21 protein-coding genes are annotated in these 25,019 nt (G+C 69.9%); 18 read left to right on the plus strand and 3 right to left on the minus strand.

Annotated elements, in window-relative coordinates:
* Positions 1–68: 68 nt before the first annotated feature.
* Entirely contained in the window at positions 69–1,067 is a 999-nt protein-coding gene (gene ilvC, locus NGF19_RS05610; RefSeq protein WP_252422593.1) for a ketol-acid reductoisomerase, read from the plus strand.
* A gap of 303 nt (positions 1,068–1,370) precedes the next feature.
* Entirely contained in the window at positions 1,371–2,972 is a 1,602-nt protein-coding gene (gene serA / locus NGF19_RS05615) for a phosphoglycerate dehydrogenase (protein WP_252422594.1), read from the plus strand.
* Between the two features lie 92 nt (positions 2,973–3,064).
* On the opposite strand, the gene NGF19_RS05620 is transcribed toward serA, so the two are convergent.
* Positions 3,065–4,627, minus strand: coding sequence for an MFS transporter (locus tag NGF19_RS05620; protein ID WP_252422595.1), 1,563 nt, complete (start codon positions 4,625–4,627; stop codon positions 3,065–3,067).
* A gap of 96 nt (positions 4,628–4,723) precedes the next feature.
* On the opposite strand from NGF19_RS05620, the gene NGF19_RS05625 reads away from it, so the two are divergent.
* Positions 4,724–5,338, plus strand: a complete 615-nt coding sequence (locus NGF19_RS05625) for a TetR/AcrR family transcriptional regulator (RefSeq protein ID WP_252422596.1) — start codon at positions 4,724–4,726, stop codon at positions 5,336–5,338.
* A 38-nt stretch (positions 5,339–5,376) separates the two neighbouring features.
* On the opposite strand, the gene NGF19_RS05630 is transcribed toward NGF19_RS05625, so the two are convergent.
* Positions 5,377–5,790, minus strand: a complete 414-nt coding sequence (locus tag NGF19_RS05630; RefSeq protein ID WP_252422597.1) for an ATP-binding protein — start codon at positions 5,788–5,790, stop codon at positions 5,377–5,379.
* Positions 5,791–5,952: 162 nt separating this feature from the next.
* Here NGF19_RS05630 and NGF19_RS05635 point away from each other — a divergent pair, with 162 nt between their 5' ends.
* The 3 genes from NGF19_RS05635 (at position 5,953) to NGF19_RS05645 (ending at position 8,615) form a co-directional block, all read left to right on the plus strand.
* Positions 5,953–6,834, plus strand: a complete 882-nt coding sequence (locus tag NGF19_RS05635; RefSeq protein WP_252422598.1) for a helix-turn-helix domain-containing protein — start codon at positions 5,953–5,955, stop codon at positions 6,832–6,834.
* A gap of 3 nt (positions 6,835–6,837) precedes the next feature.
* Entirely contained in the window at positions 6,838–7,044 is a 207-nt protein-coding gene (locus NGF19_RS05640) for a DUF397 domain-containing protein (RefSeq protein WP_252422599.1), read from the plus strand.
* 497 nt (positions 7,045–7,541) lie between these two features.
* Positions 7,542–8,615 carry a hypothetical protein gene (locus tag NGF19_RS05645; RefSeq protein WP_252422600.1) on the plus strand — a complete coding sequence of 358 codons (1,074 nt, stop codon included), beginning with the start codon at positions 7,542–7,544 and terminating at the stop codon, positions 8,613–8,615.
* A gap of 26 nt (positions 8,616–8,641) precedes the next feature.
* On the opposite strand, the gene NGF19_RS05650 is transcribed toward NGF19_RS05645, so the two are convergent.
* Entirely contained in the window at positions 8,642–9,841 is a 1,200-nt protein-coding gene (locus tag NGF19_RS05650; protein WP_252422601.1) for a PucR family transcriptional regulator, read from the minus strand.
* Positions 9,842–10,004: 163 nt separating this feature from the next.
* On the opposite strand from NGF19_RS05650, the gene NGF19_RS05655 reads away from it, so the two are divergent.
* The 12 genes from NGF19_RS05655 to NGF19_RS05705 all read left to right on the plus strand — a co-directional run bounded on the left by NGF19_RS05655 (position 10,005) and on the right by NGF19_RS05705 (position 25,007).
* A complete protein-coding gene (locus tag NGF19_RS05655) occupies positions 10,005–10,931 on the plus strand; it encodes a proline dehydrogenase family protein (protein ID WP_252422603.1) in 927 nt (308 codons plus the stop codon).
* 253 nt (positions 10,932–11,184) lie between these two features.
* Entirely contained in the window at positions 11,185–12,816 is a 1,632-nt protein-coding gene (gene pruA, locus NGF19_RS05660; RefSeq protein ID WP_252422605.1) for an L-glutamate gamma-semialdehyde dehydrogenase, read from the plus strand.
* Between the two features lie 313 nt (positions 12,817–13,129).
* A complete protein-coding gene (locus tag NGF19_RS30585) occupies positions 13,130–13,261 on the plus strand; it encodes a hypothetical protein (RefSeq protein WP_289734387.1) in 132 nt (43 codons plus the stop codon).
* A 223-nt stretch (positions 13,262–13,484) separates the two neighbouring features.
* Positions 13,485–14,528, plus strand: coding sequence for a 3-isopropylmalate dehydrogenase (locus NGF19_RS05665; protein ID WP_252422607.1), 1,044 nt, complete (start codon positions 13,485–13,487; stop codon positions 14,526–14,528).
* A gap of 287 nt (positions 14,529–14,815) precedes the next feature.
* A complete protein-coding gene (locus tag NGF19_RS05670) occupies positions 14,816–15,898 on the plus strand; it encodes a branched-chain amino acid aminotransferase (RefSeq protein WP_252422609.1) in 1,083 nt (360 codons plus the stop codon).
* Positions 15,899–16,111: 213 nt separating this feature from the next.
* Positions 16,112–16,792, plus strand: coding sequence for an urease subunit gamma (gene ureA, locus NGF19_RS05675; protein ID WP_252422611.1), 681 nt, complete (start codon positions 16,112–16,114; stop codon positions 16,790–16,792).
* Positions 16,789–18,471: an urease subunit alpha gene (locus NGF19_RS05680; RefSeq protein WP_252422613.1), complete on the plus strand. Its 1,683-nt coding sequence runs from the start codon at positions 16,789–16,791 to the stop codon at positions 18,469–18,471. Before ureA ends, NGF19_RS05680 begins: the two co-directional genes overlap by 4 nt.
* Positions 18,472–18,481: 10 nt before the next feature.
* Positions 18,482–19,528: an agmatine deiminase family protein gene (locus NGF19_RS05685; RefSeq protein ID WP_252422615.1), complete on the plus strand. Its 1,047-nt coding sequence runs from the start codon at positions 18,482–18,484 to the stop codon at positions 19,526–19,528.
* A 67-nt stretch (positions 19,529–19,595) separates the two neighbouring features.
* The gene (locus NGF19_RS05690; RefSeq protein ID WP_252422617.1) at positions 19,596–20,195 is read left to right on the plus strand and encodes a TetR/AcrR family transcriptional regulator; all 600 of its coding nucleotides are present in this window, start codon (positions 19,596–19,598) and stop codon (positions 20,193–20,195) included.
* Positions 20,196–20,317: 122 nt separating this feature from the next.
* A complete protein-coding gene (locus NGF19_RS05695; protein ID WP_252422618.1) occupies positions 20,318–21,619 on the plus strand; it encodes an MFS transporter in 1,302 nt (433 codons plus the stop codon).
* 324 nt (positions 21,620–21,943) lie between these two features.
* Positions 21,944–23,557 carry a citramalate synthase gene (gene cimA, locus NGF19_RS05700; protein WP_252422619.1) on the plus strand — a complete coding sequence of 538 codons (1,614 nt, stop codon included), beginning with the start codon at positions 21,944–21,946 and terminating at the stop codon, positions 23,555–23,557.
* A gap of 106 nt (positions 23,558–23,663) precedes the next feature.
* Positions 23,664–25,007, plus strand: a complete 1,344-nt coding sequence (locus NGF19_RS05705; RefSeq protein ID WP_252422620.1) for a hypothetical protein — start codon at positions 23,664–23,666, stop codon at positions 25,005–25,007.
* Positions 25,008–25,019 lie beyond the last annotated feature (12 nt).

Raw genomic sequence — 25,019 nt, forward strand, 5'->3', positions numbered from 1 at the left:
CCGTAACGTCCCTTCCCCCGCCGTCATACGGTGGGACGCACCATTCGTACCCCAAGGAGAGAACCGAAGTGGCCGAGCTGTTCTACGACGCTGATGCCGACCTGTCCACCATCCAGGGCCGCAAGGTCGCGGTCATCGGCTACGGCAGCCAGGGCCACGCCCACGCGCTGTCGCTGCGCGACTCGGGAGTCGACGTCCGCGTCGGTCTGCACGAGGGTTCCAAGTCCAAGGCCAAGGCCGAGGAGCAGGGCCTGCGTGTGGTGACCCCCGCCGAGGCCGCCGCCGAGGCCGACGTCATCATGATCCTCGTCCCGGACCCGATCCAGGCCCAGGTCTACGAGCAGTCCATCGCCCCCCACCTGAAGGACGGCGACGCGCTGTTCTTCGGCCACGGCTTCAACATCCGCTTCGGCTTCATCAAGCCCCCGGCCGGCGTGGACGTGTGCATGGTCGCCCCGAAGGGCCCCGGCCACCTGGTCCGCCGCCAGTACGAGGAGGGTCGCGGCGTCCCGTGCATCGTGGCCGTCGAGCAGGACGCCTCCGGCAACGCCTTCGCGCTGGCCCTCGCCTACGCCAAGGCCATCGGCGGCACCCGCGCGGGCGTCATCAAGACGACCTTCACCGAGGAGACCGAGACCGACCTGTTCGGTGAGCAGGCCGTGCTGTGCGGTGGCACCGCGGCGCTGGTCAAGGCGGGCTTCGAGACCCTGGTCGAGGCGGGCTACCAGCCGGAGATCGCCTACTTCGAGTGCCTGCACGAGCTGAAGCTGATCGTCGACCTCATGTACGAGGGCGGCCTGGAGAAGATGCGCTGGTCGATCTCCGAGACCGCCGAGTGGGGCGACTACGTCACCGGCCCGCGCATCATCACGGACACCACCAAGGCCGAGATGAAGAAGGTCCTCGCCGAGATCCAGGACGGCTCCTTCGCCCGCACCTGGATGGACGAGTACCACGGCGGTCTGAAGAAGTACAACGAGTACAAGCAGCAGGACGCCGAGCACCTGCTGGAGACCACCGGCAAGGAGCTGCGCAAGCTCATGAGCTGGGTGAACGAGGAGGCGTAAGCCTCACGGCCGAGGAGGCCGGAGCCGTCCGCTCCGGCCTCCTCGGCATACCGCGGACCATGCCCGGAACCCGGCGTTGTCCAGCCCGTCCAGCCACGGACGGGTGATCCTTCCGCAGCGGCGTAAGACGACGCACGCGGCGCCACTAGACTGCTGGACAACAACGCGTCAGGCCCACAGTGTCGTGCGTCTTCCACGCGGCTAGGACCTGTCGGGCGCGCGCAGCTCCGGGCAGGCCCTGACACCCCTCCACCGCATGCGGCCGTCGGGACGGCCGTCCGCAATGGACTTGTGAGGACTCACGTGAGCTCGAACCCCCGTCGCAAAGCCACGGTACTGATCGCCGAAGAGCTGTCGCCCGCGACCGTCGACGCCCTCGGCCCCGACTTCGAGATCCGGCGCTGCAACGGCGCGGACCGCGCCGAGCTGCTCCCCGCGATCGCCGATGTCGACGCCATCCTGATCCGCTCCGCGACCAAGGTCGACGCCGAGGCCATCGCCGCCGCGCGGAAGCTCAAGGTCGTCGCCCGCGCCGGTGTCGGCCTGGACAACGTGGACGTCTCCGCCGCCACCAAGGCCGGCGTGATGGTCGTCAACGCCCCGACCTCGAACATCGTGACCGCCGCCGAGCTGGCCTGCGGTCTCATCCTCTCCACCGCCCGCAACATCCCGCAGGCCAACGCGGCGCTGCGCAACGGCGAGTGGAAGCGCAGCAAGTACACGGGCGTCGAGCTGGCCGAGAAGACCCTCGGCGTGGTCGGCCTCGGCCGCATCGGGGCGCTGGTCGCGCAGCGCATGTCCGCGTTCGGCATGAAGGTCGTCGCCTACGACCCGTATGTACAGCCCGCGCGGGCCGCGCAGATGGGCGTCAAGGTGCTGACCCTGGACGAGCTGCTGGAGTGCGCCGACTTCATCACCGTCCACCTGCCGAAGACCCCCGAGACGATCGGCCTGATCGGCGACGACGCGCTGCACAAGGTCAAGCCGAGCGTCCGGATCGTCAACGCCGCGCGCGGCGGCATCGTCGACGAGGCGGCGCTGTACTCGGCGCTCAAGGAGGGCCGCGTCGCGGGCGCGGGCCTGGACGTGTACGCGAAGGAACCGTGCACGGACTCGCCACTCTTCGAGCTGGACCAGGTCGTCTCCACGCCGCATCTCGGCGCGTCGACGGACGAGGCGCAGGAGAAGGCCGGTATCGCGGTCGCCAAGTCGGTGCGTCTCGCGCTCGCCGGTGAGCTGGTCCCGGACGCGGTGAACGTCCAGGGCGGAGTGATCGCCGAGGACGTCAAGCCGGGCCTGCCGCTCGCCGAGCGGCTCGGCCGGATCTTCACCGCCCTCGCGGGCGAGGTCGCCTCCCGCCTCGACGTCGAGGTCTACGGCGAGATCACCCAGCACGACGTGAAGGTGCTCGAACTGTCCGCGCTCAAGGGCGTCTTCGAGGACGTCGTGGACGAGACGGTCTCGTACGTCAACGCCCCGCTGTTCGCCCAGGAGCGCGGCGTCGAGGTCCGGCTGACCACCAGCTCGGAAGCCACCGACCACCGCAACGTCGTCACGGTGCGCGGCACGCTCTCCGACGGCGCGGAGGTCTCGGTCTCCGGCACGCTGACCGGCCCCAAGCACCTCCAGAAGATCGTCGCCGTCGGTGAGTACGACGTCGATCTGACGCTCGCCGACCACATGGTCGTCCTGCGCTACGAGGACCGTCCCGGTGTCGTCGGCACGGTCGGCCGCATCGTCGGCGAGGCCGGGATCAACATCGCCGGTATGCAGGTCGCCCGCGCGGACGTCGGCGGCGAGGCGCTGGCGGTCCTGACCGTGGACGACACGGTGCCGTCCGGTGTGATGGCCGAGGTCGCCGCGGAGATCGGCGCGACGTTCGCCCGCTCGGTGAACCTGGTCTGAGACACCTGGCCGAGACACCGGCCGCCGCACGCGTGAACGCCGGACGGGCTGCGACAACAGCCCGTCCGGCGTTCTGCGTACGAGGGTGACGCTCAGACGGTGGCCTTCGCCGCCTCGGCCACCTTGCCCTGGGAGGCCGCCTCGGTCTGCCGGACATGAATCCGGCGCAGCGGCATCGCCGCGACCGCCGCGAGGAGCAGCACCGCCGCACCCGCGAGCGCCGCGCCGTGCATCCCGTCGGTGAAGGCCGCCCGCGCGGCGGTCACCAGGGCCTCGCCCGTACGTCCCGGCAGGTGCCCGGCGACCTGGAGCGCGCCGCCGAGGGTCTCATGGGCCGGGCCCGGCGCGGAGGACGGGATCCCGTGGCGGTAGATCGCCGTACCGATGGAACCGAGGACGGCCATACCCAGCGCGCCGCCGAACTCCGAGCCCGTCTCCAGCAGCGACGAGGCCGCGCCCGCCCGCTCCACCGGGGCCGCGCCCAGGGCCAGATCGTTCATCTGGGACATGACCATCACGATCCCCGAGGCCAGCACCCCGCACGCGGCCAGCACCAGCCACAGCGACTCCGTCCCGGCGAGGGTCAGCATCCCGTAGCCCGCGGCCCCGATGACGAAGCCCGCCATGACGACGTACGCGCGGTTGACGCCCTTCTGCACCAGCACGGCCGCCACGGGAGCCGCCGCCCCGATCGGCACGGACGGCAGCAGCGACCACAGCGCCGCCTCCAACGCGCTCTTGCCGAGCACCGATTGCAGGTACTGCGTGGTGAAGAACGCCGAGCCCAGCATGGCGAAGGCGGACACGAGGTTGAGGACGACGGCGGGGGCGAAGCCGCGACCGCGGAACAGGGCGGGCGCGATCATCGGGGAGGCGGCGGTGCGCTGACGGTGGACGAAGAGCGCGGCGAAGACCAGACCGACGACGATCGAGGCGACGTACAGCGGGTGCACGCCCTCGGAGGGGATCTTCTTCAGGCCGTAGATCACGGGAAGCACCGCCGCCATCGACAGCGGCACGCTGAGAAGGTCGAAGCGGCCGGGCGCCGGGTTCTTCGACTCGGGCAGCAGGATCGGGCCCAGCACGAGCAGCAGCGCCATCGCGGGCAGGTTGACCAGGAAGACCGAGCCCCACCAGAAGTACTGCACCAGGACACCGCTGAGCACCGAGCCGAGCGCGATACCGCCGGTCATCACCCCGGACCACAGCCCGATCGCCTTCGCCCGCTGGCCGGGGTCGGTGAACATCGTGCGGACCAGCGCCATGGTCGAGGGCATCAGGGTCGCGCCGCCGATCCCGAGGACCGCACGGGCGGCGATGAGGGTCTCGGCGCTGTTCGCGTACGCGGCGATCAGCGAGGCGGCACCGAAGGCGGCGGCGCCGATGAGCAGTAACTTCCGGCGGCCGATGCGGTCACCGAGCGCGCCCATCGTCATCAGCAGTCCGGCCAGGACGAACGCGTAGATGTCGAAGATCCAGAGCTGTTGCGTGCCGCTCGGCTCCAGGTCCGCGCTGATCTTCGGGATGGCGAAGTACAGGACGGAGACGTCCATCGAGACCAGCAGCAGCGGCAGCATCAGCACGCCGAGGGCGGTCCATTCGCGACGACCGGCGCGGGTGGGAGCGGTCGGGGTGGTGCTCGTCGGGTTCGTCATGGCAGGGACTGTACGCACGTCTTAGACGCTTGTCTAGAACGATCGTATGAGACGGTCGTCTAGGACAGCCGTATAGCCCGGAGTAGGGTGAGCCGCATGGGACACCGCGAGGATCTGCTCGAAGGCGCCAAGCGCTGCCTGCTGGAGAAGGGGTTCGTGCGCACGACCGCGCGCGACATCGTCAAGGAGTCGGGGACCAACCTGGCCTCGATCGGCTACCACTACGGGTCGAAGGACGCGCTGCTGGTGCAGGCGTACATCTCCCTCATCGAGGGGATGAGCGGCGGCTACGGGCCGGGCTGGGGAGTGAGTGACACCTCCCGGACGGCCGCCGGGTCGCTGGAGCGCTTCCAGGAGGTGTGGACGAACATCATCCGCTCGGTGCCCGAGTCACGCGCGATCTGGCTGCTGAGCTTCGAGCTGATCTTCCAGGGCGAACGGGTGCCGGAGGTACGCAAGTTGCTGGCCGAGGCGCAGGAGGAGGGCCGCTCGGGGATCGTCCCGCTGTTCACCGACATCCCGGAGGCGGAGGTCGACAAGGAGACGGTCGACACCGAGGGCCGCCTCTACCAGACCCTGCTCCAGGGCCTCATGGTGCAGTGGCTCTTCGACCCCGACACCGCCGCCCACGCCGACCAGCTCACCGAGGGGCTGCGGCGGGTGCTGGCGGGGGTGGCGAGCGCGGGGGCTCACGAGGAGGGGCGGGGCTGAGGCTTACGGAGGCCGGACAGCGGCCTCACGGCAACCTCTCACCTCGGGCCCGCGACACCCAACCGCGCCCGCACCGTCTTGCCGACCTCCGCCCTGAGGAACCAGTCCCACTCCTCGGCGAGTCGGGCGACGACCAGGAGCCCCCGGCCGCCCTCGCTTCCGGGCTCCTCCCGGCCCGGTTCGAGGAACGCCCGTACCGGGTCGGACACGTCCACGATCAGGTCGCCGCCCTCCAACTCGGCGAGCCGCAGCCACAGTTCATGACCCGGCACCCTGCCGTGCACGGCCGCGTTGGCGACCAATTCCGAGGCGACGAGTACGGCGTCCTCCACGTCCCCGGCCCAGTTCCACAGAGTGAGGCGACGGCGGACCTGGGTGCGGGCGACGGGGACGCTGCGCGTGGTCATGGGGTAGCTCATGGACCACTCGTGGGTGAGGAGGGTGGGCAGCATGGGGGCTCCGTTCTGTGCTTCGGCTGTCCACCCACGGTGCCGAGATTGCAATTCGAGCTGCAATCGAAACTGCCCTGAAATTTCAGAGAAGGTGGAAATGGACTATGCCGGGATCTGCACATTCGCCTGCGCGACCCGTACGCGCGGTGTAACACTCTGCACATGGCAGCCAAACGTGGACGCACGGCACAGCGACTCGAACTTGGATTGCAGCTCCGCCAACTAAGGGAGGGCTGTGGCCTCGGAGACCGAGGAGGCGGACTCACACGCAAGCAAGCCGTACAGGGACTGCGTATCTCCGAGGCCAGCTTGCTGCGGATCGAGACCGGCGCACTCAACTTCCGGAACGTCGGTGACCTGCGCAAACTGCTGGACAAGTACGGCGTCACGGATGAGGACGTCATCGAGTCGCTGATCAACCTCAACAAGGAGTCCAACCAACAGGACTGGCTTACGCAGCATCGAGGTCTCATGCCTCCGGGCTTGCCAGCCTTCGTGGGGCTTGAGCCGGAATCACGAGCCATGAAGGTGTATCACCCGACCCTCATCTACGGTCTGCTCCAGACACGGGACTACGCCGTCGCCCTCCACGAGGCACACAAGGCCATCGAGGAGTTCACGTCCGAGTTCATCCGGAACAGCGTGGAGGTGAGGATGAAACGCCAGGAGATCCTCACCCGTGAGAGTCCGGTGCGGCTGCACGCCATCCTGGGCGAGGCCGCGCTGCGGTATCCCATCGGTGGCACCGAGGTGATGCGCGAGCAGTTCGCGAAGATCGAGAAGTTGGCGGCCCTGGACCATGTCACCATCCAGGTACTGCCCTTCCGTCCTGGCTATCGCTCGACCAGCGACTTCGCCATCCTGGACTTCGGCAAGGACTTCCCGCCCCGGGTGACGATCGACACCCCTTGGGGGCCCATCTCCACGTCGGACAAGCCTCGCGAAGTCGACCGGTTCACCCGCCGGTTCGACGTCATGATGGCGGCAGCACTGCCACCTGACGAGACTCCCGAGTTCCTGCACCGACTAGAACGAGAGATCTAGACCATGAGCCAGCGTCGCACCGCACATGAACTCGTTCCGGAATGGGGATGGTTCAAGTCCTCGTACAGCGAGCCCGGCCAGAACTGCCTCGAAGTAGCCCACCTCGCCCCCCACATCGGCATCCGCGACTCCAAGAACCCCCACGGCCCCGCCCTCCTCCTCCCCTCCCACGTCTGGGCGGAGTTCATCGCTCACGTCAGCGAGGGTTGACGGTTCGGTTCAAGAACGCTGCCGTGGCTGTGACGAAGAGGTCGGCGTCGTCCAGCCACGGATAGTGGCCCGCACTGGGCTGAATCACCGAGCGCACGTGAAGGACAGCGCGGCGCCGTGCTCCCACTGGTGGCCGGTCAGTGGCCGGGAAGCGATGCTCACCGTCCGCCGAGAGAACTCGCGTGGAGACGAGGGCACCCCGCACGACCGGAGGCTTCCTTGTCTGTGGATGTCGTGGGGCAGGAGCGCCCCTGGTACGCCTCTTTCATGACGCACAAGACCGTCAACCGGGCAGGCATTCCGGACGAGAGTCCGGGTAACCAGCGCGTGCTGGCGTGCGGTGAGGGCATCACAAGGCCTGGATGCCGTATTTCCTCGCTCGGCGGCCACCGGTGGCGCGTCGAGACACTTACCCCGGCGCCTCAGGACCACCCGTACCGCATCTTGTACGTGCAGTGGCCCTCGGCTCGCCCCGGAGAACCCGAGAACTGGGCATCGTGGCAACTCCCCACCCCCTGAAGGCCCTGGCCCTGGATCATGCGGGCCTGGCTCGCTGGGCCCTTGGTCGAATGGCTGCCGCAGCGGCAGAGAACGTCCGGTTCAGTGCGGATGCGGAATGCTGCCAGCACCGTGTTCCGGAAGATCTCTCCGGTCGCTACGGCTGGCACAGTGTGGGGCACTTGGGTGAAGCGGAGGCCGCTTCATCAGCGCGGGTGCGCTTCGACACCGACTCCAGCGCCCGCCTCCGCCGGGACGACGAAGCCGCCGGTGACCCCCTGCTCTCACTCTGCGATCCCGCTCGGCTGGTCAGCGGTGTGGCTGCCGCCTCGGCCGGGCAGTGCGCCTGGAATGAGGGACGCCCCTGCGTCGACGTTACGCTGGTTCCGCACCCCTGGACCGCCGACCCACAAGACCCCTGGCTCCCGCCAGGGGTGAAACACCTGACCGCCGGTGTCGACATCGCCACCGGATTTCTCCTGCACACCGGTGCCTACGACGCACAGGGGTGTTTCCGCTCCGGTCACCTGCGCAACCTCCGAACCACGGCGGACGGCAGCGCACCGAAGGCCGACGAGGCGTGGACGCCAGCGGGCACGGAGGAAGGCGCGTCCTTCGTCCTGGCGCGCATGGCCACCAGTCTGCTCGATCCCGTGAGGATGAGAGCCGACGTCGTGGCCGTTCCGGAGATCGAATCGGAACCGTCGGTGGCGAGTGTGCCGTCCAGACGCTCATGGGCCGTCACCCTTCGAGGCAGGAACACGATCACGGTGAACATGAGCGGTGACTACGAACCCGACCAGGCCGACCCCGCAGTAGCCAGACTCGCTGAACTCCTCAGCCCAGCCCGCATCGTGTCGCATCTCGCAGAGGTCGCCGCGACCGGGCCGACCTCCATCAAGGCCACGGTTCGGCCCATGAGGTCCTTCCCCTTCAGCGCTTGGGCCCCGGAAGAAGGCCTCACCTGCCACTTCACGGTCGATCCCACCACCGGCATCCTCCTGCAGGCCCACACCATGGACGGGCCGCAGACGCTCTTCCGCAACCAAGTCACCGCTTACCTGGCCGAATGACCCCATTACCGAAGTTGAACCACCCTCTACAACCGCGCCCCCTTCAACGCCATGTGCAGCAGCAGCCGGTCCTCGCCGTCGTCCAGGTCCAGCCCTGTGAGCTGCTCGACGCGGGACAGGCGGTAGTACAAGGTCTGGCGGTGGATGCCCAGTTCGGACGCCGTGCGGCCCGCCTGGCCCGCGCAGTCCAGGAACGCCTCGGCCGTGCGGGCGAGTTCACGGTGCGTCGGGGCCAACAGGGCCTGGACGGCGGGGTCGTGGGGCGAGTCCGGGGGGAGGGCCGTCAGCAGGCGGTACGGGCCGATGGCCGACCACTGGGCGACCGGGCCGAACCGTGGCTCGGCCAGGGCCGCGCGGGCCGCCGCCGAGGCCTCGCGCCAGGCGGCGCCCAGCTCCGCGAGCCCGTGGCGGGCGCCCGCGACCCCGGCCGCGGCCTGCCCGCCGCCGGTCTCCCGCAGCAGGCGCGAGGCCGCCGTCAGCGCCGGGGTCAGTACGTCCGCCGAGCGCAGCCGCACCAGCAGGGCCAGGCTCTGGCCCGCCGTGCCCCAGGGCACCGTGCACCGCGCGGTCGCCGCGGGGATCGTACGGGCCGAGGGGGCGTCGTCCGGGTCGGCCGAGAGCCAGGGGGCCACACACACCACCGTGTGCAGACCATCGCCCCGTACCCCCAGTGCCGTACGCAGCTCGGCCACCGCCATGTCCTGCTGCCAGCCGCGCTCGGCGGTGAGGACCGCGCGCAGCTCGCGCGTCAGGTCCGCGCCCGCCTTCGCCTCGTCCGCGAGCAGCGCCCCGATCCGGGTCGTGACCTCCATCGCCGTGGCCAGCAGGGTCTCGGGCGGGCCCGGCTCGTCGGTGAGCAGCCACACATAGCCGAGGACGACACCCCGATGGCGTACCGGCAGACAGATCCGTCCCCGGTACACACCCGCCTCCGGCGTGGCCGGGATCCGTACCGGTCCCGTGGCCCGCGCGATACCGAAGCCCTCGAACCATCTGCGCACCGCCGCCGGGGAGCGGCGCGTGAGGATCGAGCGGGTGCGGACCGGGTCGAGGGACGCCTCGTCGAAGTCCCCCTCGCTGTCGTACGCGGCGAAGGCGATCAGCTCGAAGTCCCGGTTCTCCAAGGTCGCGGGGGCGCCGAGGAGCGCCGAGATCTCGTCGACGAGCTCCTGGTAGTCACCCCGGCCTGACTTGAAAACATCCGCCACACGGGCATTCTCCCGCATTTTCCCTCCCCTTCATACGGATGTATGAGATCCAGGGCACGGATGCGTGACAGGTGTCGATGGTCGGAGATCGCGGCGATCCGTAGCTTTCACAGTGGTTCTTCGTGCCGTACCCGACCGAATGCTCGGGATCGGCCTCCTGATGAATGTGTGGAGGTGCCCCGTGCTGGGTCCCGTGATTCTCGCCGCGTCGCGTAGCGACCGGATGCGCCGCCTGATCTCCGCGGTGCCGGTGACCAAGCAGGTCGTCGATCGCTTCATCCCCGGCGAGAGCGTCGACCAGATCGTCCCGATCGTCAAGGACCTCACCGGCAAGGGCCTTGAGCTGACCATGGACGTCGTCGGCGAGGACATCACCACGCCCGAGCAGGCCGCCGCCGCGCGCGACGCGTACCTGATGCTGATCGAGCACCTCGCGAAGCTGGACCTCGGCACCAAGGCCGAGATGTCCGTCAAGCTGTCCATGTTCGGCCAGGCGCTGGAGGGCGGCCACGAGCTGGCCCTCGCCAATGTCCGCCCGGTGGTCGAGGCCGCCGCCGCCATCGGCACCACCGTGACGCTGGACGCCGAGGACCACACCACCCTCGACTCGATGTTCGCCATCCACGAGGAGCTGCGGAAGGACTTCCCGCAGACCGGCTGTGTGATCCAGGCCTACCTCTTCCGTACCGAGGACGACGCCCGCCGCCTCGCCGCGGCCGGCAGCCGAGTGCGTATCGTGAAGGGTGCGTACAAGGAGCCCGCGTCGGTCGCGTACCAGGACAAGGCCGAGATCGACAAGGCGTACGTCCGCATCCTGAAGATCCTCATGGAGGGCCAGGGATACCCGATGGTCGGCTCGCACGACCCGCGGCTGATCTCCATCGCGCAGGACCTCGGTCGGCGCGCCGGGCGCAAGCTCGACGAGTACGAGTTCCAGATGCTGTACGGCATCCGGAGCGACGAACACCTGCGGCTGGCCGCCGAGGGACACCGGATGCGTGTCTACACGGCGTACGGCACCGACTGGTACGGCTACTTCATGCGCCGCCTGGCGGAGAAGCCGGCGAACCTGCGCTTCTTCCTCCGTTCGATGGTCAGCAAGGGCTGATGCGCGAGTGAGCGGTAGCTGTCGCCCTCCAGGTGGTGCTGTTGGAAGGCGACAGCTACCGCCCCGCGGTCGGCTGAGCCGGACCCGGTTCCGTCAAAGGAGTCTCGGAACCTGTGACTCCGCCTCTGAGGAGGCTTCTCGCGAACTCGCCGCGGCGAGTCCGTGATGGTCAAGCCCTGACCGACGCTCACGATATGCAATCGCTTCAGCTCGGCCCGACTGAAGCCCGGGAATCACTCGGAAGAGGTAACTCATGGACGCTGTGACCCAGGTCCCCACCCCTGTCAACGAGCCGGTGCACGGCTACGCCCCCGGCTCGCCCGAGCGCGCGCGTCTCGAGGCCAAGCTCAAGGAGCTGGCCGAGAACCCGATCGACCTGCCGTGCACCATCGGTGGCGTCAAGCGCATGGGCGGCGGTGAGGCGCACCAGGTCGTGCAGCCGCACAACCACAAGTCCGTGATCGGTACGTTCCGCAACGCCACCGAGCAGGACGCGCAGGACGCCATCGACGCGGCCCTGGCCGCCGCGCCCGCCTGGCGCGCGATGTCCTTCGACGACCGCGCGGCGATCATCCTGCGCGCCGCCGAGCTGCTGGCCGGCCCGTGGCGCGAGACCATGGCCGCCTCCACCATGCTCGGCCAGTCGAAGACCGCCCAGCAGGCGGAGATCGACACCCCCTGCGAGCTGGTCGACTTCTGGCGCTTCAACGTCCACTACGCCCGCCAGATCCTGGCCGAGCAGCCCCCGGCCAACTCCCCGGGTGTGTGGAACCGCATGGACCACCGCCCGCTGGAGGGCTTCGTCTACGCGATCACCCCGTTCAACTTCACGGCGATCGCGGGCAACCTGCCCACCGCCCCGGCCCTCATGGGCAACGTGGTGGTCTGGAAGCCGTCGCAGACCCAGACCCACGCCGCCGTGCTGCTGATGCAGCTCCTGGAGGAAGCGGGCCTGCCCAAGGGCGTCATCAACCTGGTCACCGGTGACGGTGTCGAGGTCTCCAACGTCGCCCTGAACCACCGCGACCTCGCGGGCATCCACTTCACCGGTTCGACCCGGACCTTCCAGTACCTGTGGAAGACGGTCGGCACCAACATCGAGAAGTACCGCTCCTACCCGCGTCTGGTCGGCGAGACCGGCGGCAAGGACTTCGTGGTCGCCCACCCGTCGGCCGACCGCGCGGTGCTGAAGACCGCTCTGACCCGTGGCTCCTTCGAGTTCCAGGGCCAGAAGTGCTCGGCCTCCTCCCGGGCGTACATCCCGGCCTCCATCTGGAACTCCGGTTTCAAGGAGGAGTTCGCGGCCGAGGTCGACGGTCTGACCATGGGTGACGTCACCGACCTGTCGAACTTCATCGGCGCCGTCATCGACGAGCGTGCCTTCGCCAAGAACAAGGCCGCCATCGACCGCGCGGCCGAGGACCCGACCTGCACGATCGTCGCGGGCGGCTCGTACGACGACTCGGTGGGCTACTTCGTGCGCCCGACCGTCATCGAGTGCTCCGACCCGGAGAACGAGGTCTTCACGACCGAGTACTTCGGCCCGGTGCTCGCCGTGCACGTCTACGAGGATGACAAGTACGACGAGATGCTGACCCAGATGGAGTCGGTGTCGGACTACGCCCTGACGGGCTCGGTCATCGCCAACGACCGTGCCGCCGCGGCGTACACGATGGAGAAGCTCCGCTTCGCGGCGGGCAACTTCTACATCAACGACAAGTCGACCGGCGCCGTGGTCGGCCAGCAGCCCTTCGGCGGCGGCCGTTCCTCCGGTACCAACGACAAGGCGGGCGCTCCCCTGAACCTGCTGCGTTGGACCTCGACCCGCGCCATCAAGGAGACGCTGGTCCCGCCGACGGACTACGCGTACCCCCACATGGGCTGACGCCCTCGGGCCTCGACTCCGCCCCCGTTCACGGCACTGGCCGCGGACGGGGGCGGCTCCAATTCCGAGGGCGAGGTGGCGTCGGCTGCCCGGGGGCGGGGTGGCGCCGTCTCAGATAGTAGGAAGTCCGAGTAATGGTGGAGACAGATCCTCCGTCCTCGCTTAGCTTGGTGGAAGCCGAACGTCTCGCTCGATCAAGCGAATGGCGGTCGTGAGCCGGGCCCCGCGCAGGCCACCCCTGCGGCACCGCTCCCCGCCCCTCCGGCGTCTCCCCTCATCCGTACTCCCGGAGCCTTGAAGGAGTCGATTCCCCATGGCCGAGACGACCGCCCGACGCCGAGTCCGCCACGTGTCCCGTACGACCGAGGCCGACCGCAAGAACGCCGCCGCCGCGCTCCAGCGCGCCCTCGACCGCAGGGACAACGGCGGCGAAACCGGCCACTGAGCCCGCGGCGACTCCCCCCGTAAGCCGTAGCTTCCCCCCACCCCGTGTGCCGGTGGGGGTACGGGGTCCGCCGACTTCACCGGTGGACCCCGTACCGCTGAACGCACGCCTATGCGCCTGACCGCATCTGTCCTGTGCACCTGGACACCTATGCACGTGGACTCATCTGTCCGCATCCCGGACGGCGCATGTCATTCCATGGGACAGGGGGTACGGTGCCGTCATGTCTCGCAGCATCAATCTCGCAGTGATCCCCGGTGACGGCATCGGCCAGGAGGTCGTGGCCCAGGGGCTCAAGGTCCTTTCCGCCGTCCTTCCGCAGGATGTGAAGCTGGAGACCAAGGAGTACGACTTCGGCGCCCGGCGCTACCACGCCACCGGTGAGACCCTCACCGACGCCGACCTGGAACAGCTCAAGCGGCACGACGCGATCCTGCTCGGCGCGATCGGCGACCCCTCGGTCCCCTCCGGTGTCCTGGAGCGCGGCTTCCTGCTCAAGCTCCGCTTCGCCTTCGACCACCACGTCAACCTGCGCCCCTCCAAGCTGCTCCCGGGCGTCGAGACCCCGCTCGCGGGCCAGCCGGAGATCGACTTCGTCGTCGTCCGTGAAGGCACCGAGGGCCCCTACACGGGCAACGGCGGCACGATCCGCCCCGGCACCCCGCACGCGGTCGCCACCGAGGTCTCGCTGAACACCGCGTTCGGCATCGAGCGCGTCGTGCGTGACGCGTACGCCCGCGCGCAGGCCCGCCCTCGCAAGAAGCTGGCCCTCGTCCACAAGAACAACGTGCTGGTGCACGCCGGTCATCTGTGGACGGACATCTTCCACCGGGTGGGCAAGGAGTTCCCCGAGGTCACCACCGAGTACATGCACGTGGACGCGGCGACGATCTACCTCGTCACGCAGCCCGAGCGCTTCGGCGTGATCGTCACCGACAACCTCTTCGGTGACATCATCACCGACCTGGCCGCCGCCATCTCCGGCGGTATCGGGGTCGCCGCCTCCGGCAACATCAACCCGTCCGGGGACTTCCCGTCGATGTTCGAGCCCGTGCACGGCTCGGCGCCGGACATCGCAGGCCAGGGCAAGGCCGACCCCTCGGCCACCGTCCTGTCCGTCGCCCTCCTGCTGCGCCACCTCGGCTACGAGGCCGAGGCCGTCCGGATCGAGGACGCCGTCTCCGTCGACCTCGCGGAGCGCGTGGGCAAGCCCGCCCGCAGCACCGAGGAGATCGGCGACGCGCTCGCGGTACGCGTAGCGAGCTGACCCGACCGCTCACACTCTCCAAGAAGCCGCCGGGTCGTGATCGCGCCCGGCGGCTTCCTCATGCCTTCACCGGGTGCCACCATCGACCCACCCCCGGACACAAGTACCCACAAGTACGCACATCTCCAGGGATCGCGTTCACGCCATTCCCGTCCCGGTACCGCGATTGCGATAATCGGACGCGGAGCCGCGGAATGAGGGAATGCTCGGACGTCCTCGCATCCGCCCCAGGCGGTCCGGGCGCGAGCGCGGCCCGTCACACACAACCGGTGAAGGACACATCACATATGACGACGATCGAGCTGAAGCCCTCCTCCCACCCGACCTCCGACGCGGAGCGGGAGGCGATTCTGGCCAACCCCGGGTTCGGCCGCCACTTCACCGACCACATGGTGACGATCAAGTGGACCGAGGGGCGGGGCTGGCACGACGGCCAGCTCGTCCCGTACGCACCGATCCCCCTCGACCCGGCCACCAACGTGCTGCACTACGCGCAGGAGATCTTCGAAGGTCTCAAGGCGTACCGCCAGCCCGACGGCACGGTCGCCACCTTCCGCCCGGACAAGAACGCCCGGCGCTTCCAGCACTCCGCCCACCGGCTGGGCATGCCCGAGCTGCCGGTCGAGACGTTCATCGCGGCGTGCGACGCCCTGGTCGCGCAGGACGAGGCCTGGGTCCCGGCGCACGGTGGCGAGGCCTCCCTCTATCTGCGCCCGTTCATGATCGGCACCGAGGTCGGTCTCGGTGTGAAGCCGTCCAACGAGTACCTCTTCGTCGTCATCGCCTGCCCGGCGGGCGCCTACTTCCAGGGTGGCGTGAAGCCGGTCTCCATCTGGGTCTCGGAGGACCGCGTCCGCGCCGTCCCCGGCGGCATGGGTGACGCCAAGACCGGTGGCAACTACGCCGCTTCGCTGCTCGCCCAGGCCGAGGCCTCGGCCAAGGGCTGCGACCAGGTCTGCTACCTCGACGCCGTGGAGCACAAGTGGGTCGAGGAGCTCGGCGGCATGAACGTGTGCTTCGTGTACGGGAACAAGATCGTCACCCCGTCGCTGACCGGCTCGATCCTCGAGGGCGTCACCCGTGACTCCCTGCTCGCCGTCGCCCGTGAGCTGGGCTACGAGGCCGAGGAGGGCCGCGTCTCCGTCGACCAGTGGCAGGCCGACAGCGAGAACGGCACCCTCACGGAGGTCTTCGCCTGCGGCACCGCGGCCGTGATCACGCCGGTCGGCACGGTCAAGCGCGAGGGCGCCGAGTGGAAGCAGTCGGACGGGACGCCCGGCGAGGTCACCCTCAAGCTCCGCGAGGCCCTGCTGGACCTCCAGCGCGGCACCCGCGAGGACACCCACGGCTGGATGCACCGCCTCGGCTGAACCGCCGCCCGCCTCACCTCAGGGCCGCCCCGGACATCGCGTCCGGGGCGGCCCTGTTGCGTACGGCCGGCGCCAGGGGATTTGAGTGACTGGGATTTGAGTGATGCTCAACACCTTGCCGGTGCGTAATGATCTATAGCCTTCCGCGTCAGGTGCTCGGTCGTTAGAGTGCCGTTCTAACGTGCATCGCGTACGGCAAGGAGGCATCGCGACGTGAGACTCACCCCCACCGAGCGCGACCGGCTGCTGCTCTTCGGGGCCGCCGAGCTGGCCCGCGCCCGCCGCGCCCGGGGCCTGAGGCTGAACGTGCCCGAGGCCACCGCGCTGATCGCGGACACCGTCTGCGAGGCCGCCCGCGACGGCAGACGGCTGGCCGAGGCCATCGAGGCAGCCCGCTCCGTGCTCGGCCCGGACGACGTACTGCCGGGCGTCGCGGACGTCGTCACCGAGGTGCATGTGGAGGCCGTCTTCGACGACGGCTCCCGGCTCGCGGTGGTCACCGACCCCCTCGGCGGCGGCTCGGGCGACCGTGCGCCGGGCGCGCTGCTGCCCGGCCCCGCGCACACCGAACCCGAGGCGGTCGTACGGATATCCGTCACCAACACCGCCACGGTCCCGGTGTCCGTCACCTCCCACTTCCACTTCTTCGAGGCCAACCCGCGGCTCGACTTCGCACGGGAGCGCGCCTACGGCATGCGGCCCGCCGTCCCCGCCGGGGCCTCGGTCCGCTTCGGGCCGGGGGAGACCGCGGAGGTGGGGCTCGTGCCGATCGGCGGCGACCGGATCGCCATCGGCTTCGCGGGCCTGGTCGACGGGCCGCTGGACGCGCCGGGCGCGAAGGAAGAGGCCCTGCGCAGGGCCGCCGCCTGCGGATACCTGGGGGCGGACCGATGAACCCGTACGCCTACGCCGCCACCCACGGCCCCCGCGCCGGTGACCGGATCCGGCTCGGGGACTCCGGGCTCGTCGTCCGGGTCGAGTCCGACGCGCAGAAGTACGGCGACGAGTTCCTCGCCGGCTTCGGCAAGACCGCCCGCGACGGGCTGCACCTCAAGGCCGCCGCCGTCCGCGACACCTGTGACGTCGTCATCAGCAACGTCCTCGTGATCGACGCGGCCCTCGGCATCCGGAAGGTCTCCCTCGGCATCCGGGAGGGCCGGATCCACGCCATCGGGCGGGCCGGGAACCCCGACACGCTCGACGGAGTCGACGTCGTCGTCGGCACCGGCACCTCGATCGTGTCCGGGGAGGGGCTGATCGCGACCGCGGGTGCCGTCGACACTCATGTCCATCTGCTCTCGCCGCGCATCATGGAGGCCTCGCTGGCCTCCGGTGTGACCACGATCATCGGCCAGGAGTTCGGCCCGGTGTGGGGCGTCGGCGTCAACTCGCCGTGGGCGCTGCGCCATGCCTTCAACGCGTTCGACGCCTGGCCGGTCAACATCGGCTTCCTGGGCCGGGGTTCGTCCTCGGACCCCGCACCGCTGGTCGAAGCGCTGGCCGAGGGCGGCGCCTCGGGCTTCAAGGTGCACGAGGACATGGGCGCCCACACCCGCGCCCTGGACACCGCGTTGCGCGTGGCCGAGGAGCATGACGTCCAAGTCGCTCTGCACAGCGACGGGTTGAACGAGTGCCTGTCGGTCGAGGACACCCTCAGCGTGCTGGAGGGGCGGACCATCCACGCCTTCCACATCGAGGGCTGCGGCGGCGGGCATGTGCCCAACGTCCTGAAGATGGCGGGTGTTGCGAACGTCATCGGCTCCTCCACCAACCCCACCCTGCCCTTCGGCCGGGACGCCGTCGCCGAGCACTACGGCATGATCGTCTCCGTCCACGATCTGAAGACCGACCTGCCCGGCGACGCCGCCCTGGCCCGTGACCGCATCCGCGCCGGAACGATGGGCGCCGAGGACGTGCTGCACGACCTGGGCGCGATCGGCATCACCTCCTCCGACGCGCAGGGCATGGGCCGCGCCGGGGAGACCGTACGTCGTACGTTCGCGATGGCCGGGAAGATGAAGGCTGAGCTGGGCCCGATGGACGGCGACGGGCTCGACGACGACAACGCCCGCGTCCTGCGCTACATGGCCAAGCTGACCATCAACCCCGCTCTCGCGCACGGCCTCGCGCACGAGGTGGGCTCCCTGGAGGTCGGCAAGCTCGCCGACATCGTGCTGTGGCGGCCGGAGTACTTCGGCGCCAAGCCGCAGCTCGTGCTGAAGTCCGGCTTCCCCGCGTACGGCGTGGTCGGCGACCCGAACGCGGCCACCGACACCTGTGAACCCCTGGTGCTCGGACCGCAGTTCGGCGCGCACGGCGCGACCGCCGCCGATCTCTCCGTCGCCTTCGTCGCGCAGGCCGCCCTCGACCAGGGCCACGACCGGATCCCGACCCGGCGCCGCAGGGTCGCCGTCCGCGGCACCCGCGGTATCGGCCCCGCCGATCTGCGCCTCAACTCCCGTACGGGAGCGGTCGAGGTGGACCAGCGCACCGGCCTGGTCACCCTCGACGGCGACCCGCTCCGCTCCGAGCCCGCCGACTCGGTCTCGCTCAACCGCCTGTACTTCCTCTGAGGACCCCCCTGTGAACACTCCCGCCGCCGACGGCTTCCACATGCCCGCCGAGTGGGCCCCGCACGAGCGCACCTGGATGGCGTGGCCGGGCCCCAACCCGACCTTCGAGGACCCGGACGACCTGGCCGCCTCCCGCGCGGCCTGGGCGTCGGTCGCCCGCGCCGTGCGCCGCTTCGAACCGGTGACCGTGGTCTGTGGCCCCGGCCGGTCCACGGCGGCGCGCACCCTGCTGGGCGAGGGCATCGAGACGGTCGAACGCGACCTGGACGACGCCTGGATGCGCGACATCGGCCCCACGTTCCTCACCGACGGGCGCCAACTCGCCGCCGTGGACTGGACGTTCAACGGCTGGGGTGCCCAGCACTGGGCCCGCTGGGAGCACGACGCGAAGGTCGCCGCGCACGTCGCGGACCTCGCGGGCGCGCGGACGTACGCCTCGAAGCTCGTCAACGAGGGCGGCGCGATCCATGTCGACGGCGAGGGCACCGTCCTGCTCACCGAGACCGTGCAGCTCGGCCCCGAGCGCAACCCGGGCTGGACCAGGGAGCAGGTCGAGGCGGAGATCCACGCCCATCTCGGCACCCGCAAGGCGATCTGGCTGCCCCGCGGTCTGACCGGCGACTACCCGCCCCACGGCTACGGCACCCTCGGCCATGTCGACATCGTCGCCGCCTTCGCCCGCCCCGGCGTCGTCGTCGCCCACCACCAGCCGGACCCGGCACACCCGGACCACGCGGTGACCCAGGAGATCCTCGGGATCCTGCGCTCCGCCACCGACGCGCGCGGCCGACGCCTGGAGGTGGTCGAGGTGCCCGCGCCGACCGTGCTGGAGGCCGACGGCCGCTGGGCCGACTACTCCTACATCAACCACTACCTCTGCAACGGCGGCGTCGTCCTGTGCGGCTTCGACGACCCCCGCGACGAGACGGCCGCCCGCATCTTCGACCGGCTGTTCCCCGAGCGGACGGTGACGCTGGTCGACGCCCGTACGATCTTCTCCGGCGGCGGAGGCATCCACTGCATCACGCAACAGCAGCCGAAGATCAGCAGTCGGTGATCCACGGCAGCAGATGATCCACGACCAGCCGAAGGTCCAAGAGCAGTCGAAGAGCTAGGAGCCGCAGATGGCCGGTGCCCGCAGGAACGCGCCGCCACGTGAGGACGTCCTCGCCGCAGCCATGGGCATGATCGCCGAGCGCGGTCTGGAGAAGCTCACCATGGCGGCGCTCGGCCGCGAGGTCGGGATGAGCAGCGGGCATCTGCTCTACTACTTCCGCTCCAAGGACGAACTGCTGCTCCAGACCCTGGAGTGGAGCGAGGGCCGCCTCGGCGCCGAACGCGGCCGGTTGCTCAGCCGCACGGCTCCGGCGCGGGAACGGCTGGACGCGTACGTCGATCTGTACGTGCCCGACGGCCCGCGCGACCCGCACTGGACGCTCTGGCTGGAGGTCTGGAACCGCTCGCAGACCGCCGCCGACGACGCACGCGAGCGGCAGGCCGCCATCGAGGGCGCCTGGCACCGCGACCTCGCGGCCCTGCTCGCCGAGGGCGTCTCGCGCGGGGAGTTCCGGCAGCTCGACCCGGACCGCCTCGCCACCCGGCTGCGCGCCCTCCTCGACGGGTTCTCCATCCATGTGGCGATCGGTCTGCGCGGCACCGACCGGGAACAAGTGCTGCACCACGTACGGGAGTTCGTGGACGACGCCGTACTTCCGCACACGTGAGCGACCGCGCCCGGCCGAATGATCCGCTCTCGTGCCGATGATCCGCACTCACGCCGAGAACGCAATGAACGAAACCCGAGGCGCTCTTGTCGCGTCCGCGAACGACCGGCACGTTACCGGCCATGGGACGAGAGCAATGGAAGCGGATCTGGATCGGCTCGGCCGGCAACATGGTGGAGTGGTACGACTGGTTCGTCTACGCCAGCTTCGCCACGTACTTCGCCGGGGCGTTCTTCCCGGACGGAAACCCCACGGCCCAACTCATGAACACCGCGGGCATCTTCGCGGTCGGGTTCTTCATGCGCCCGGTCGGCGGCTGGCTGCTCGGCCGGGTCGGTGACCGCAAGGGCCGCAAGGCCGCGCTGACCCTCACGGTCACCCTGATGTCCGCCTCCGCGGTCCTCATCGCCGTCGCGCCGACGTACGCCGTCGCGGGCTACGGCGGCGCGCTCGTCCTGCTGCTCGCCCGGCTGCTGCAAGGGCTCTCGGTGGGCGGCGAGTACGCGGCCAGCGCGACCTACCTCACCGAGGCGTCCGACCCGAAGCGGCGCGGCTTCGCCTCCAGCTTCCAGTACGTCTCGATGACCGCGGGGCAGATCGTCGGCCTGGGCCTGCTGATCCTGCTCCAGCACACGATGTCCGACAGCGCGCTGCACAGCTACGGCTGGCGCATCCCGTTCGTGCTGGGCGCGCTCGGCGCGGCGGTGATCTTCTATCTGCGGCGCTCCATGCTGGAGACGGAGGTCTACGAGGCCGACGACAGCGGCGGCGAGGAGCGCGGCACGCTGCGCGCGCTGTGGCGGCACAAGCGCGAGGCCTTCCTGGTGATGGCGCTGACCATGGGCGGCACGGTCGCCTACTACACGTACACCACCTATCTGACCAAGTACCTGTCGAACTCGGCGGGCCTGTCCAAGCAGACGGCGACCCTCGTCTCCTTCACCGCGCTGATCGCCTTCGCCTGCCTCCAGCCGCTGGCCGGGCGGCTCTCCGACCGGATCGGCCGCCGCCCGCTGCTGATCGGCTTCGCGGTCGGCTCCACGTTCCTGACCGTGCCGATCATGACGCTCCTGAAGCACGCCGACAGCTACTGGCCCGCGCTCGGGCTGTCCCTGCTGGCCCTGGTCGTCGTCACCGGCTACACCTCGATCAACGCGTGCGTGAAGGCGGAGCTGTTCCCGACCGGCGTGCGTGCCCTGGGCGTCGCCCTGCCCTACGCCCTCGCCAACGCCCTCTTCGGTGGCACGGCGGAATACGTCGCCCTGTGGTTCAAGAACGCGGACGCCGAGTCCGGCTTCTTCTGGTACGTCGCGGGCTGCGCGGCCGTGTCCCTGGTGGTGTACCTGTCCATGCGGGAGACCCGCGACCTCGACCTCACCCGGATGAAGGGTACGGAGCCGACCTCGCTGACGCCCGCATCCTGAAGCCGATCGCTCGCATCCTGAAGCCGACCGCTCGCATTCTGAGACGGTGATGAGCGCGGGGGCGGATTGTGCCAAACTGCCCCCGTGCTCACGTTCGCCATGATTATTGGCAGCAGGCGCGCCGGTCCGCAGTGACCACCGTGTACGACCAGGTACGGGTGGGCACTATCGCCCTCGACCCGCGCGCAGACCTCTCGCATCCGCGAGGGGTTTTTTCGTTTTCCCGGCCCACCTTCAGCCGGGAGAAGAGCGCGAGGGATCATGGGGGGACGGTGGAACCGGTCATTCCGGTAGACCGAGACCCAATACAGGAGCCTTGACACCATGACGGAAACCAGGGAATCCAGCGAGCTGGACGACTCGTTCCACGTCTTCGACACGACGCTGCGCGACGGCGCGCAGCGCGAGGGCATCAATCTGACCGTCGCGGACAAGCTGGCCATCGCACGGCACCTGGACGACTTCGGCGTCGGCTTCATCGAGGGCGGCTGGCCCGGTGCCAACCCGCGCGACACCGAGTTCTTCGCCCGCGCCCAGCAGGAGATCGAGTTCCGGCACGCGCGACTCGTCGCCTTCGGCGCGACGCGCAGGCCCGGTGCCAAGGCGGCCGAGGACCCCCAGGTCAGGGCGCTGCTGGAGTCGGGCGCGCCGGTGATCACGCTGGTCGCGAAGTCGCATGACCGTCATGTCGAGCTGGCGTTGCGCACGACGCTCGACGAGAACCTGGAGATGATCCGCGACACGGTCTCCCATCTGCGCGCGGCGGGCCGCCGGGTCTTCGTGGACTGCGAGCACTTCTTCGACGGTTACCGGGCCAACGCGCAGTACGCGACCTCGGTGGTGCGCACGGCGGCGGAGGCGGGCGCGGACGTCGTCATCCTCTGTGACACGAACGGCGGCATGCTGCCCGCCCAGGTGCACGCGGTGGTCTCGACGGTCCGAACGGACACGGGCGCCCGCCTCGGCATCCACGCCCAGGACGACACGGGCTGCGCGGTCGCGAACACCCTGGCCGCGGTGGACGCGGGCGCGAGTCATGTGCAGTGCACGGCGAACGGCTACGGCGAGCGGGTGGGCAACGCCAACCTGTTCCCGGTGGTCGCGGCCCTGGAGCTGAAGTACGGCAGGAAGGTGCTGCCCGAGGGCAGGCTCCGCGACATGACGCGGATCTCGCACGCGATCGCGGAGGTCGTGAACCTCACCCCCTCCACGCACCAGCCCTACGTCGGGGTCTCCGCCTTCGCCCACAAGGCGGGCCTGCACGCGTCCGCGATCAAGGTCGACCCGGACCTCTACCAGCACATCGACCCCGAGCTGGTCGGCAACACCATGCGGATGCTGGTCTCCGACATGGCGGGCCGCGCGTCCGTGGAGCTCAAGGGCAAGGAGCTGGGCGTCGACCTGGGCGGCGACCGCGAGCTGGTCGGCCGCGTCGTGGAGCGCGTGAAGGAGCGCGAGCTGCGGGGCTACACCTACGAGGCGGCGGACGCGAGCTTCGAGCTGCTGCTGCGCGAGGAGGTTGCGGGCAAGCCGCTGCGCTACTTCCGTACGGAGTCCTGGCGGGCGATCACCGAGGACCGCCCCGACGGCACCCACGCCAACGAGGCCACGGTCAAGCTGTGGGCGAAGGGCGAGCGCATCGTGGCGACGGCGGAGGGCAACGGTCCGGTCAACGCCCTGGACCGCGCCCTGCGGGTCGCCCTGGAGCGGATCTACCCCGAGCTGGCCGCGCTCGGCCTGGTCGACTACAAGGTCCGCATCCTGGAGGGCAGGCACGGTACGCAGTCCACGACGCGTGTCCTCATCTCCACCTCGGACGGCAAGGGCGAGTGGTCCACGGTGGGCGTGGCGGACAACGTGATCGCCGCGTCGTGGCAGGCGCTGGAGGACGCGTACGCCTACGGGTTGCTGCGCGCGGGCGTGGAACCGGCGGAGTAGGACGGGCGAACCCGGTGCCGTCCCGCCTCTCGTCGGCGGGACGGCACAAACGAGATGATCTAGGGCAGAACGGCGCCGTTCGGGATGATTCGGTAGCTTCTGTCCCATGAACGACAGGCCGGTTCGCACAGTCGCCGCCCCCTTGGTCGCCCTGCTCGTCGCCCTGCTGACGGTGCTGCCCACCGAGGCGGCCCGCGCGCAGACGGCCACGGACGTCTCGGTCATCGCCGCGGCCCTGCGCAAGAGCCCGGTGTACGTCGACCCGGCGGCCTCCGCACAGATGTCCCCCCAGGAGGCGAACGCCCTCGCACAGAAGATCAAGCACGCCGACAAGCCCGTCTTCGTGACGGTCCTGCCCGCCGACTACCCCACCCGGAACCTCTTCTCCAACCTGCGCACCGCCACCGGCATCACCGGCCTCTACGCGATCCGGCTCGGCGACCGCTTCGACGCGCGGGCGGACTCCTCGGTCATGTCGCGCACCGCCGTGCAGAACCTGGTCGCCGGTGTCCAGGGCGAGGGCGCCACGGCCCAGCTCAACGACTTCACCGACCGCGCCCTGCTGAACGTGCGCGGCCACGCCCCGCGGGTCTGGGGCACCTCCGGCAGGACCGGTGGGCCCTCGTACGCCGCTCTGATCACCGCGGGCGCGGTGATCGTCGCGGGCGGTGCGGGCGCCTATTCACTGGTACGGGTGAACAGGCGCCGACGGGAGGAGGAGCAGCGGGCCGCGCTGGAGAAGCTGCGGGTCGTGGTGGACGAGGACATCACCGCCTTCGGCGAGGAGCTGGAGCGGCTCGACTTCCAGCCGGGGGAGCCGGGCGCCGACGACGCGATGCGCGCGGACTACGCGCGGGCGCTGGACTCGTACGACGAGGCGAAGACGCTGATGGCGGGGGCCCAGCGCCCCGAGGACGTGAAGCCGGTGACCCAGGCCCTGGAGGACGGCCGCTTCTCGCTGGCGGTGCTCACCGCACGGCGCGCGGGCCGACCGCTGCCGGAGCGCCGGCCGCCCTGCTTCTTCGACCCGCGCCACGGCCCGTCCGTCGCCGACGCGACCTGGACGCCGCCGGGCGGCAGCCCGCGCGAGGTGCCCGTCTGCGCCGCCGACCAGGCCCGGCTGGCCGACGGCCGTGAACCCCTGGCCCGCGAGGTGGACACGGAGTACGGCCGCCGCCCCTACTGGGAGGCCGGTCCGGCCTACGGCCCCTGGGCGGGCGGCTACTTCGGCGGCGGGATGCTGCCCGGCCTGCTGATGGGCACCCTGCTCGGCAGCATGATGTCCACCCCGTCCTACGCGGCCGACTACGGCACCGGCTACGGCGACTTCGGCGGCGGAGGCTGGAGCGGCGGCGACGTCTCGGGGTCGGACTTCGACCCCGGCGACTTCGGCGACGGCGGCGGGGACTTCGGAGGAGGCGGCGGAGGGGACTTCGGCGGCGGCTTCTGAACCGCTGTTAGC

The sequence above is a fragment of the Streptomyces macrolidinus genome (assembly GCF_023887685.1).
GTDB lineage: Bacteria > Actinomycetota > Actinomycetes > Streptomycetales > Streptomycetaceae > Streptomyces > Streptomyces macrolidinus.